This is a genomic window from Candidatus Ryanbacteria bacterium CG10_big_fil_rev_8_21_14_0_10_43_42, assembly GCA_002793915.1.
Taxonomy (GTDB): Bacteria; Patescibacteriota; Minisyncoccia; order Ryanbacterales; family 2-02-FULL-48-12; genus 1-14-0-10-43-42.
In genome coordinates, this window is sequence record PFEF01000004.1 from 1 (window position 1) to 12,006 (window position 12,006).

A 12,006-nucleotide genomic window follows, 5' to 3' on the forward strand; every position below is an offset into this window, starting at 1 on the left:
CCGCATCTGACGCCGTTGCTCCCGGATCGGTAAAGGTATCGCCTTCGGTGATGATTATCGGATCATCTCCCAGTACGGTTATGAGAGGAGGATTGTTTTTTGGTGTGCAGGAATCTGAAAAGGTAATGGACTTGGAAGCAAGATCGCCCGTTACATAAGCATTATTTTTCAGATGAACATAATAACCTTCAATACCATGCGTTGATGTTTCATGTTCAAGGAATATGTGTCCGTCCGGTGCAAATACGAATGGGACGAATGAGTGATTACGAAGACGGATAGCGCTTTCGGCCGTCGGATCTTCGCGATAAGCATTGTTTAGGGAAATAACCAAAACCGCACTATCCTCATCTTCCGTTCCGGTAATGGAAGAATAACTTTCCGATATGAAACGACTTGAAGATATGCGGTCATCCGGATTATCTGTGATAATGACTTCGGAATTACCTTCGTAGGATGAATCAAGTGTTATAGAAGAGTTATCATCCATGGTAAGGTTTCCCTTTACCCACAAAGGACCTGTTAGGACAACGCTGTCGGTATCCTTCATGCGCATATCGCAATTTACAACAGCAGGACCGATATGTTGTCCGGGAGTAGGTCTAAATGGACAGGAAACGGGAGTAATATCCTCGCCAGCCGCCGCAACAGCTTTCCATGCGGAAATATCATCAGGAGAAATGGCGTAGTTGCGCTCTGCCAAAGGTGTTGGCGGAGAAACAAGAGGAATAATAGAGCCGCTAACGGGGCTATTTACATCTATGGAAGAAACAACATACGCATCTCCCAAGATAACCGTATTTATAATTGTATCTGCATATGCATCTCCTCCTATCGTTTTTTGGCCGTTGCCATTGGTGGATGAGAATATTTCCGTTGTGGAAAATGCTGATCCTTCCACAAAAATATTACGAATACCATATCCGTAAGCATTTCCTTCCACGGTGAGTGTGTGTTTTGTGTGGTCTCCGTTAATGGTTGACTTTCCCGCAACGGAAAGGTCACCGGTAACGATAGGATCGTTTTTAGAGATTGTTGTTCCATTGGAGAATACCGATCCAAAAACACGAGAATCCGATTCAAAGAATATGCCACCGGTATCGGCAAGTACGCTTGCGTCACCAAAAGAAACGGTACGAGAATCATTATCCGTACACTCCGTTGGAATAACGGTAACGATACGCGTTTTCTGATCAGCAGAAAGACCGTCCGAATCCATTACATCATAGGTGATGGTATAGCTACCGATAGGCGTAGTAGATGAAACACTATCTCCGCCTATAACAATACTGGACGTTATGTCTCCATCTTCCGCATCTGACGCCGTTGCTCCCGGATCGGTAAAGGTGTCGCCAACAAGATGAAGGAGGGGATTGTTTCCAATAACGGTAATAACAGGCTGTTCGTTCACAAGACACATAGGGTTAAAAGGCTTCACCACAACATCTTGGTCGTGAAACCTAAATAACATCGATGATCCTTTTGTGTTTCGTTCTGCAAAGAATATATCGAATTTCTTTGGTGTTGAAGAAAGCGTAGTGCTTGCAAAAATTGTATTTTCGCTATGTTCACCCGAATTATTCACCACAAGTTCGCCGTCTATATAAATCCACGAATCATCATCGGACGTTATACGAAACTCGTAGGAGCCGTCCACAGGCGCTGTTACGAGCGCTTGCCAGTGTACGCCAAAGTGAAATTCGTGATCTCCGGTAAATCCGGTATGACGCTCCTCTGTAAATGGATCAAATGGGAAATATTCATCTCCAAATTCAAGATCGGTATCAAGAGCGGAAAAACGGAAGTAAGGAGCATCGTACCAATCTGCTGTCCATGGAATCGTATCCGAAAGCGGGTCGCCGTACGCATCTACCGGATCAAGGTGGAGTGTTTCCATTGCCGGATGACTTGCCGGGTAATTAAAGTATTCACCGTACCATCCGGTGCTTTCGGAAATAAGAGAACAGGAAGGTCCTTCGGGAAAATCCCATTCGGTACGCTGATTTAGTACAACAAGCGTACGATGAGGTTGGTACTCGGTAAGGATGATATGGCCGTCTGCGTTTGTGTCGCGGTTTACATCGTCAGATTCATCCTCTGTGAAAAGTTCGCCCGAGAAAGGAAAGAAATCGTCGATGGATGAAATTGAAATGGTGTGTTGATCGTTATAACGTGGTTCATTCCAGCCATCGTTCGATAGAATTTCCTCACCATAAAAGTATCCACCAAAAGGAAGTTCGTCGTAAGTGATACATTCCGCATCGTGTGACGAGCTGATGAAAGTGGTATTTAGGGAAAGGGGTGTTTGAAAAACCGAATCGGGAAGTGTTCCTGTTGATTCTTTCACCGTACCATTACCGGCAAACGTAAGTCCGGGTATGGTAAATGAAGTTGCATACTCTGATCCGTCAATTATATCGCCATAAGCATCCAGAGTCATTTTGCAGATAGAAATGGATCCCTGTTCTTCTTCCGGTTCTTCTTCAATGCGGTCAAATGCGGCACAAATGGGGTGTACGCTGTTATACTCCTCCGCATCGGATGGATATATTGCATGAACAGCTGTTACAGAATTGACATCCGTCGGTATTACAAGGTGTGTTTCTACCATTTCCGAAACGGTTGCTTGCTCAACGCCATCGGGGATATCAGATACGGGGGAAGTGGAAGTTATGTCGGTGGTGTCGTTTTTAAGCGCGACAAGCCATGATTCGTCGGTTTGTGCGGTACTTGATCGGCCCTCATAGCCATCCCATGAATAAAGGGAAACGGCATATGTTCCCGCAGGAATGGAGGTGCTGACCGGACCAAGGTGCGCATCTTCCTCTGTTCCGTTAGAGACGATGTATTTTGATGTATCGAAAACAGTAATAATACGGCCATCTTCCGCGGCAAATCCGCACAATGGAGGTACGATAGAATCGTCACTTGCAAGAACATTCGTATTGGAAAGTGCGGAAATGCTGACAAAAAGAAGCATTACGGCAAAAAACACCAATCGTTTGGTATATGTCATGAATTACAAGATTAATAGTTGTCATTCCCCCAACAAAACAAGAAAAATACCCATCCAATGTGTTTGTTATTGGGGGAATAATGCTGATAAATTAAGGAAGTTAGATTTTTTTGAGAGAATTGTCCAAGAACAATCCTTTATAAGACAAATTTGATAATAAAAGACATTTCGCGATTATGTCCTTTATAAGCATACACAAAGAACGAGGAAAGAACGTATAAAGCTTTAAAATAAGTACAATAAAGAACAAAATAGTCAGTATAAAATAGCATTTTTATGGTAATAAGTCAATGTTGTGTGTTAAAGTAAAAAACCCTTTCTATAAGGTGCTTTTTGGAGAAATTCTTTATACAACACAAGCTACCTAAAAGGATTAACAAAAGCATAAAAAGTAGCGGAATGTTTTTCTTAACACGTCATATGGTGTAAATGATGTGTTTACTATGATAATTATCGCAAACGGTAAAACACGCCCTTGCCTGTTTTTCCCACTTGTTCAATACTGCCCTCCTTTTCCAAGCGCTCCAAATAGCGAAATGCTGTAGCATCCGATACGCGGAGCGCTTTCTGTACATCGCGATTGGTAATGCGCCCCTCTTTAAGTAAAAAATCCATGACTTTATTGAGTTTTTTTTGTTTTCGTGCCTGAATTTCGGCGCGCGCTTTTTCTAACAGTTCATATACGGCTTTTGAGGGTTCTTTTTTTGTAAGTTCCGGCACAGAGCTTACCGCATCCTGTTTTACGGGATATTCGGGAATATAGCGTGGTACAGATCCTTGTTCGTTTTCAACCTCTCTTGGCGTATTTCCCTTTTTTTCTGCCGGCTCCTTCGCTGTCGAGAGGGAAGATGTTGTTTCCTCTGGTAAAGCAAATGCTTCTTCAAAGGAAGGTGTAAGTATTTCTTCGGAAACCGCGTTTTTCGCAGTAATGGCAATAGGAATAAATTTCTGTTCATCCATATAATACAGTATATCAAAATTTTTTATGAAATAATGGACTTTATAGCAGGAGGTGTGGACATATTTAAATAAAAAACCCTAATATGTAGGGTTTGTGAATATGAAGAAGAATATTTAATATGCGGTAATATTCTTAACTAATCTTTTTCGTCGAACGGGTGTGTCTCCGAAAGGCGTCTTGATGCGTATTCTTTTACGGAAGGTTCAGTTTCGGTGTTTGCGACCAATTCTTGGCATATTTCCCGAAATACGGCGTCTTCCATACCCCTTCTATAAGCGAAAGAGTCTTCTACGCTCATTCCTTCTGTTGGGGGTATGCCGTCGGCATCAACACGAGCATAAAAATCCGCACCAGATATTATCTTGTTTTTATCAAAAAATACCGCATCTTCTTCGCAAAATCCCGAAGAGGGAGTCGGAGATTTTTTGGGTAAATCGGTAAGAGCCATATGTGATCCTCCTTATGATATTTCGTGCCTACCGTATCATATATTACAAAAATAAAAAATACCCATCTAAGTGGGATGCTTTTTTCAAAAAACCGTAAAATGGAACCAATAACTTTTCCCCAGTATTTTTTATATAGTGTGGTGTTATTCCAGCATTTACGCGAACCTTCTCTCCGTCGTTCGCGTCGGCCCGAGGCACTTCCTCTCGGCGTTTGGTGGTAACTTGAACGTCCGCTCACACTTCGCAAGCACCTCGCACTGGCCGCTCGCTTCGCTCACGATGCCTGCTCGGTGCTTGCTTCGTGTTCGCTCTGTGGCTTCGGCGATGTCAGTGGTAGTTCTTTGTGCTTGCCCCACCACCCTGTGCGTGCACAAGCTCGTCTGCTAACGCAGGCGGCTCCCTAGAAATCAACCAAGCCGAAGATCTTCGGGCAAAAACTGATCAATTTCGGTATCCGACCAAGTGTAGTGTTCTCCACCCGAAGCGCCAGCCGTATGCAAACGCTTTTGCGCTTCTGCATATTCTTTCGTTCCTGTTTGCGGGGCAAGATCAGAAATTACTTGATATTCAGCTTGAAGCGAATCGCGGCGAGCAATGACGTTATTTGGCGGTGTTTGTTCGTTCATTGTGTCCACTATTAGAGAACGGTACTTATCCCGCAGTTGCATATATTTCAGTGCCGAATTTTTATGTGCGAGCGCAATTTGTTCAAAATTGAAAGTGAGCTGAACAATTAAAAAAATTATTTCGCCTGCCGCAATACCTGAGCCCAGATAGGAGAAAACAAGATTTGATTGGTTTGCCACTTGAAGAAGAAGCATAATCAGTGCAAGTACCACGATGCCAATGTTCGCAATTTTCACTTTAAGGGCGTGGCTTCCCGCATTTTCAGCGGCCACCTCCTGAACTTTGTGAGTGAAAACGGTATTTGCGAACGATTGTCGAATATTTGCGAGATTTTTTGTATCCATAAATTTATCCGATTGGCACAAACACGTGTCCAACGGCCACGCATTGACCATTTTTAATTATGTAACACTCCACATAGTGCTCACCATGATAGAGAGTGCTCTCTTTTTTTGTTTCTGACCCATCATCATCAGTTATCTCGCCGCGCAGGGCACCCAAATCACGCGCATCATTACCAAAGTTTCTTACCTTCCACTTCACGCTATACGGATCGGGAACGTTGTGGGAAATTATCTTAAACAAAAGACTTGCGTTTTTTTGGATACGATAGCCTCGCCTTTGAAACTCACTCAAAAGCCAGTGATTCTGTCGCCATCCATTCTGGTTGATGTTTACGTCTACTGTCAATGAATAGGCCGGGTTGAGAACGGTGGCGATGCCGTATTTGCGATCAAGGTGTTCCTCTGTCGTTGCCGGAAAGAGTGCCTGTAATTTTGATACAATTTGGTGGAAGGTGGCGACGATACCCTTCTCCGTTTCGGCAATAGGAAAATCGTCGCCGAATATCTTTTGCCACTCTTCGGTTGCTTTATCCAGTTTCTGTTCGTTTTCGAGATCACAGGCCTTGGTTGCCCGACTTAGTGCAGTGTTCAAATGGCTTCGTAGGCTCTCATCCGAGACAGAGTTGTAAAAATATGAGAAGAAATCACGGATTGTCGGCGCATACTCGCCGCCACTGTTGGTGGAGAAGAAATCAAGAACTTTATTCTCGATTGCGTACGATTTCACTTGCGCCGTGCATAACTCCGACCATTTCTTAATCATTCGTATCAACGCCTTCGTCTTGCCCGTTTTTTCATCGGAGGTCTGTATCCTCTTAATTTCAGTACGCGGGTCGACGATTTCCCAACTTCCGCCGTTTTCTGAGTTTGGGATAGTGAATGTGCCGTCCGTGTTTTCCCATGCAGGTTGCACTTCGACGTTGTGTTGCGGATCCGCAAACTCCAATACAACAACCTTACCGAATGCCTTGATTGGTGTGTCGGGATACTTTTCTTCCAGTATCGTCTTGATGTCCTGAAGAAGTTGGGACTGGCAGTTTGAGTTGTTATCGTCGTATTGAGAAAATTTTTCCGGCGGCATAATGAAAATGACATCAATGTCTCGGGCGGGGCGAATGTGGGTTCGCTTACCATAGGAGCCGATGAGAAATCGTGTACCACCATCGTATTTGGTGTCAGGGTAGTAGTATGAGTGGAGCTTTCCGCACACGCCGTCATACTTCCGCTTCGCGTCCTCACGTTGGGCTTGCGTCAGTCTTATGTTTTCGTAAAACTTCTCAAATTGTTCTTGGATAGCCATAATTTGGTGCGATGGTTATGTGGATAAGTCGTACTTGTTTAGGTTATGTTTAGGTAGTATACTAAACTCATGAAGCAAGAGTCAAGCACCAAGACAGACAAACCAACCAAGCGAGAAGCGGAAGTGCTCCACTTTGTGAGAGAATACCGCCGCGAGAATGGTTACTCACCCTCAATGGTGGAGATAGCCGAGCATTTTAAGATATCTGTTCCAACGGTACACCAACACATATATTCACTTCGCAATAAAAATCTGCTTCTGGTAGACAAGGGTAAAAAACGCTCAATCGTTACTCCACAAGATTACAAATCACAGCTTGTGGATATTCCGCTTCTCGGCATTATATCTGCCGGTGGTCCGATTGAAGCGATAAGAGACGAGGAGATGATCGGCGTACCGCGTTCAATGCTCCCAACGCCATCCCAACACTATGCACTCAAGGTTTCCGGTGTGAGTATGATTGAGGAAGGAATTATGGATGGCGATATCGTTATTGTTCACGACCAGCAAACGGTGGATGATGGCGAGAAGGCAGTAGCATATATGCCGGATCGAAACGAGGTTACGCTTAAAAAAATTTATAGAGAAAAAAATCGGATCAAACTTGTCCCTGCTAATAAAACCATGAGTCCGTTCTACGAAACCAATGTGCAGATTCAGGGGAAAGTTGTCGGAGTATTAAGAAAAGAAATATAATAAATATATGTCATTAGTAACAATACAAGATGCATCAAAATGGGCGACAGATTATCTCGAAAAAGAGGTATCGCCTACAAACATTTCATATCTTGTACAGTACGGCAAGGTAAAAAAGCACGGTGAAAACGGCTCTACGCTCGTTGATTTAAATGATTTGAAAAAATACTACGCTTCGTGGCGTGGGCAACGCGAGGTTGATTGGAAAAAGAAACTTGGTGACGATTTGAACTGGGCACTTTCTTTTGACCATCTGCGTGAGAAAGACACAACAAAACATGTTCATCGGCTCCATCCATATAAAGGCAAATTTATCCCTCAACTCGTTCAATATTTTATTGATGACCATATGGACGATTTCAAAACGGATGTGTATTTCAAGAAGGGTGATGTTGTTTTAGACCCTTTCTCTGGCTCGGGTACAACTTTAGTGCAAGCAAATGAAATGGGTATTCATTCTGTTGGAATAGATATATCCCATTTCAATTGCATGATTAGCGATGTAAAACTGCACGCATACGATTTTATATCACTAAGACAGGAAATAGATCGTATCAAGAAGGCGATTACAAGCTACGAATATGACAACAGCATTGTCGCTTTCGAAAACGAGCTTATGCAGGAAATGTATAAGTTTAATACTGAATATTTTCCAAGTCCTGGCTTTAGATATCAACTCCAGCAAGGAAAAATTAATGAAAATAAATTTGCAGAAGAAAAAGAAAAGGAATTTTTAACGGTTTATAACCGACTTGTGAAAAGGTATGGTGTTGAACTAAAACAAACTAAAGCTGATAATTTCTTAGATAAATGGTACTGCCGCAATGTACGAAAAGAGATTGATTTTGCTTTTAACCTTATCAAAGAAATTAAAGATGTTTGTAATAAGAAATCATTGGCAGTCATTCTTAGCCGCACAATTCGCTCGTGTAGGGCAACGACCCATTCTGATCTAGCAACGCTCAAAGAGCCGCAACTGACAACGTATTATTGCTGGAAGCACAAGAAAATCTGCAAGCCGCTTTACTCGATTAAGTGTTGGTTTGACCGGTATGCAAGCGATACACTCGCACGACTCCAAGAATTTGACCGTTTGCGTGGTGAAGCGCACTTCACTGTATTGCCATCCGATTCTCGGACAGTCAATATTTTTTCGGAAGCTAAAAAGCGCAACAAAGCACTTCATAAAGTTTTGGAAAAACAAAAGATTCGTGGCATATTCACTTCGCCACCGTATGTTGGGCAAATTGATTATCACGAACAACACGCTTACGCTTATGATCTGTTTGGTTTTGATAGAAAGGATAATCTAGAGATTGGCCCGCTTTATAAAGGCCAAGGATTAGAGGCGCGCCGCTCTTATGTTGAAGGAATTGCTGACGTGCTAAATAATTGCAAAAAATATTTACAAGATGACTATGATATTTTCCTCGTTGCCAATGATAAGTATAATTTGTATCCAGAAATTGCAGAAAAATCAGGAATGAAGATTGTTAATCAATTTAAGCGACCAGTACTAAACAGAACAGAGCGGGATCGCAACCCGTATTCCGAAATAATTTTTCACTTTAAATCACAATAATCCTATGGCTTTATCTAAAGAACAAGTAAAAGATGTCGAAGATACGCTCAAAGCGAGTCTTCGAAACAAGTTTAAAAATCACAACCCCGAGCCGGCTTCAATGCCTTTCCATACTCGTTTACTTGGTAAGGATCGCCTGGCGCTTTATTCATTTATCCATTCGCTAAATACAAATTTTGGTACAACTATTTTTGAACCGGTTGCGCTTGCGCTTGCTCAAAAGAATTTTAAGCTTGCTGTTTCGCAAGCAAAAGTAGGAAATGAAATCAGCAGTGGAGCGCAAGCAGAAATTCAGCGGATTATAGACGGACTTACCACGGCGACAACATCACCCAACAAGTCGGAGGAAATTGAAAAGATACGAAAAGTTGCGAAAACTGGCGAAATGATAAAAGTAAAACCGACCAAGATTGATCTCATGTTTGAATCTAAAGGTGGTGAATATTTTTTGTTTGATATAAAAACAGCCAAACCAAATGCTGGCGGTTTCAAGGAGTTTAAACGAACACTGCTTGAGTGGGTTGCCGTGATGTTGGCGGATAAACCGGAAGCAAAGGTAAACACATTTATTGCCATTCCATACAACCCTTACGAGCCAGAACCCTACAATCGTTGGACAATGCGCGGTATGTTGGATTTAGAAAACGAGCTTAAAGTAGCCAACGAATTTTGGGATTTTCTTGGTGGCAAAAATACTTACAAGGACTTACTTGATTGTTTCGAGCGTGTGGGTATTGAATTGAGAGATGAAATTAATAACTACTTTAAGCGCTTTAATAGATAGCGGCGGAGCAAACCAAAAATTTTCTTCTCCTCTTTCCGCCTTGCGGCGGGGGGTTGGGGGGGAGGAATTCCGCCGCGCCCGAGCCGAGGCCCCGCCGCCTGTTCATCAGAACAGAAACCGGCAGGGAAGTTTTCTTTTCCCTAATTAAAAAAATTTGGGGGCGCGCGAAAGAAAAAATCGTAAAGAAAACTTCTCTGCCGGACACGCGAGCAAAGCGAACGGCGACGAGGCGACTAATTCAATTTGGTGGACCTGATCGGGCTCGAACCGACAACCTCCTCCATGCCATGGAGGCGCGCTACCAATTGCGCCACAGGCCCATTATGATGTACTCCGCTATTCCTGAATAATACGCGCATTGCTTTCTGATACGCTTGGCGGGGAATTTGCCGCAAAAAGAATTACAGAAAGAATAATGATAATACCGGCAAAAATAAAGACGATTAAAAACAATCCTCGGTTTTGTATTTTTGCGCGTGAAAAGGTATCTGAATGTTCTTCCATACGTGAAGGGGAAGAGATGGGGGATGTGTGGTTTGGGGATGAATTGCCGGAGGATTCCATATGATGATTAAGCATTATAGATGGGGGTTATGTTTCTTTTTGTTTTCTGTAGGATTATAACGCCAAGAATAAATAATGCCGTTGATGATGTGGCTGAAAATATGCAGTACAGACAAAGAGCATCCAGAACAAAAACCTGCAAGCCGATAAGAACGCACGATGTTGCAAAGCCGCCGAATGTAAGATAGCTTCCATAGCGCATAACATACGTCTTCTTCGTATCAAGATAAGCAACCGCAGATACGGCAAGTAAGAGATAGTACAAGGCGCCAATAAGGGCGATGGGTATGATTCCTATAGTGGCATATATGCTCGTTGTTACAACTTCGCATCCTTGTGTGAGGGAGCAGGGGAGAATAGTGTGTGTATAGTGAGCATAGGTAAGATATGCCGCATCGGTAAATCCGGCAAGCGCTATTAAGAGGAAAAGAGTAATAAGCCCGTTAGAAAGTATCGGTTGATTCATTTGTTTCGGATGTTGCCGGTAGGGGTTGGTTTGTTTCTTCAATGGCCGCACGTATAAGAGCACGGAACTCGTCATAACTGTTGGGAAGTATTTGTTTACCATTTAGGAAAAATGTCGGCGTTGCATTAACGCGGGATGCATTGCCGCTCTGAATATCTTCCTTAACAAAATTCTCCACATCATTTGCCGTTAAGTCGTCTTCAAACATAGCAACATCAAGTCCAAGCTCTTCGGCGTACGAAAGGAACATTCCCTTGGCACTTGGACGAAGCGACCACTCCTGTTGGCGTTCAAAAAGAATATCATGCATTTCCCAAAACATTCCCTGCTTGCCGGCGGCTTCCGCGGCACGTGCACCGGGTTCGGCGTTTGGATGGGCGCGCGTAAGAGGAAAGTGTCGGTATGAGAATGTAACTTCGTTGGCGAATTCCGATTCAAGCTGTTTTACGAGAGGATAAAAGGCACCGCATGCCGGACATTGAAAGTCGCCATATTCAACAAGAGTGACAGCCGCATCGGGGTTTCCGCGTATCCAGTCATTGGTTGTCAGCGTGCTTGCAAGAGTGTTTACGGAAGTGTTGTCATGCGGTGTATCGGTATCTTTTCCAAAAAGAACAACGCTTCCTATAAGGATTCCTATGGTAATAATAAATCCACCCCAGAGAAAGTATCTTTTTGCACTACGGGATGTTTCCACGCTTGTTTCTTTTGCCCGTCGCTCTTCGCGTTTTTTTGCCCGTCGTTCCTTTTTTGTATAAATCCCCTCGCCTCCTGTCTGTTCAGCAGGAGATGTTGTTTCCTCTTGTGATTCCATAAAATATGTTTTACATGAATAATAGTTTCACTCCAATTGCTACTTTGTATGGATATAGTACACCACGAATGAGCTTCTCGCAATAAAAAACGCGCCTGACAAAAAGCGCGCACGGATGTATAAAACATGCCGGTTATTGTTATGTTCGTTGAGAGGGGGGAGGGATAGTAATCATGGGAGTTGGGGGACGCATAATATCGTGAAGAAGAAGAAACGTTATAGAGCCGGCAATTATGGTTATAAGGATTAATACTAAAGAAGCACTCCTTTTTGTTTGTATGTGCCCTCCCGAATGTTCGATAAGGAATCGGGTGAGAGACATTCTTTTTTCGCGCCGTAATTCAAAAGAAGGCGTGTTCGTATTAAATTGTATGCCAAAATCATCACGTTCGTATTTTGTCAT

The 12,006-nt window shown here is 43.1% G+C and carries 13 protein-coding genes and 1 tRNA gene; 4 read left to right on the forward strand and 10 right to left on the reverse strand.

The annotated features are described in order from the left end of the window. From COU90_01260 to COU90_01270, 3 genes are all read right to left on the reverse strand, one after another. On the reverse strand, positions 1-3,016 hold a 3,016-nt coding region (locus tag COU90_01260; protein ID PJE64668.1), incomplete at its 3' end, for a hypothetical protein. Between the two features lie 450 nt (positions 3,017-3,466). Continuing rightward, positions 3,467-3,976, reverse strand: a complete 510-nt coding sequence (locus COU90_01265; protein ID PJE64669.1) for a hypothetical protein — start codon at positions 3,974-3,976, stop codon at positions 3,467-3,469. Positions 3,977-4,113: 137 nt separating this feature from the next. Then, positions 4,114-4,425: a hypothetical protein gene (locus tag COU90_01270; GenBank protein PJE64670.1), complete on the reverse strand. Its 312-nt coding sequence runs from the start codon at positions 4,423-4,425 to the stop codon at positions 4,114-4,116. A 24-nt stretch (positions 4,426-4,449) separates the two neighbouring features. Between COU90_01270 and COU90_01275 the strand changes: the two genes are divergently transcribed. Then, on the forward strand, positions 4,450-4,647 hold the full coding sequence (locus COU90_01275; GenBank protein PJE64671.1) for a hypothetical protein: 198 nt from the start codon (positions 4,450-4,452) through the stop codon (positions 4,645-4,647). Between the two features lie 186 nt (positions 4,648-4,833). Here the strand turns inward: COU90_01275 and COU90_01280 are convergent, their stop codons facing one another. Further along, on the reverse strand, positions 4,834-5,397 hold the full coding sequence (locus COU90_01280; protein ID PJE64672.1) for a hypothetical protein: 564 nt from the start codon (positions 5,395-5,397) through the stop codon (positions 4,834-4,836). Between the two features lie 4 nt (positions 5,398-5,401). Next, positions 5,402-6,697, reverse strand: coding sequence for a hypothetical protein (locus tag COU90_01285; GenBank protein ID PJE64673.1), 1,296 nt, complete (start codon positions 6,695-6,697; stop codon positions 5,402-5,404). A gap of 69 nt (positions 6,698-6,766) precedes the next feature. Between COU90_01285 and lexA the strand changes: the two genes are divergently transcribed. Genes lexA through COU90_01300 form a run of 3 tightly spaced genes read left to right on the forward strand, consistent with a single transcriptional unit; the run spans position 6,767 to position 9,759 of the window. Then, positions 6,767-7,393: a repressor LexA gene (gene lexA, locus COU90_01290; protein PJE64674.1), complete on the forward strand. Its 627-nt coding sequence runs from the start codon at positions 6,767-6,769 to the stop codon at positions 7,391-7,393. Between the two features lie 7 nt (positions 7,394-7,400). Continuing rightward, on the forward strand, positions 7,401-8,975 hold the full coding sequence (locus COU90_01295; protein PJE64675.1) for a restriction endonuclease subunit M: 1,575 nt from the start codon (positions 7,401-7,403) through the stop codon (positions 8,973-8,975). Positions 8,976-8,979: 4 nt separating this feature from the next. Continuing rightward, on the forward strand, positions 8,980-9,759 hold the full coding sequence (locus tag COU90_01300; GenBank protein PJE64676.1) for a TdeIII family type II restriction endonuclease: 780 nt from the start codon (positions 8,980-8,982) through the stop codon (positions 9,757-9,759). A gap of 244 nt (positions 9,760-10,003) precedes the next feature. Here COU90_01300 and COU90_01305 read toward each other — a convergent pair. From COU90_01305 to COU90_01325, 5 genes are all read right to left on the reverse strand, one after another. Continuing rightward, positions 10,004-10,079: transfer RNA gene (locus tag COU90_01305), tRNA-Ala, on the reverse strand. 16 nt (positions 10,080-10,095) lie between these two features. Continuing rightward, positions 10,096-10,323 (reverse strand): hypothetical protein, encoded by a 228-nt coding sequence (locus COU90_01310; protein PJE64677.1) that lies wholly within the window; start codon positions 10,321-10,323, stop codon positions 10,096-10,098. 7 nt (positions 10,324-10,330) lie between these two features. Next, a complete protein-coding gene (locus COU90_01315; protein PJE64678.1) occupies positions 10,331-10,891 on the reverse strand; it encodes a hypothetical protein in 561 nt (186 codons plus the stop codon). Beyond that, on the reverse strand, positions 10,767-11,603 hold the full coding sequence (locus COU90_01320) for a hypothetical protein (GenBank protein PJE64679.1): 837 nt from the start codon (positions 11,601-11,603) through the stop codon (positions 10,767-10,769). Before COU90_01320 ends, COU90_01315 begins: the two co-directional genes overlap by 125 nt. A 139-nt stretch (positions 11,604-11,742) precedes the next feature. Beyond that, complete coding sequence (locus tag COU90_01325; protein PJE64680.1) at positions 11,743-12,006, reverse strand: hypothetical protein; 264 nt, start codon at positions 12,004-12,006, stop codon at positions 11,743-11,745.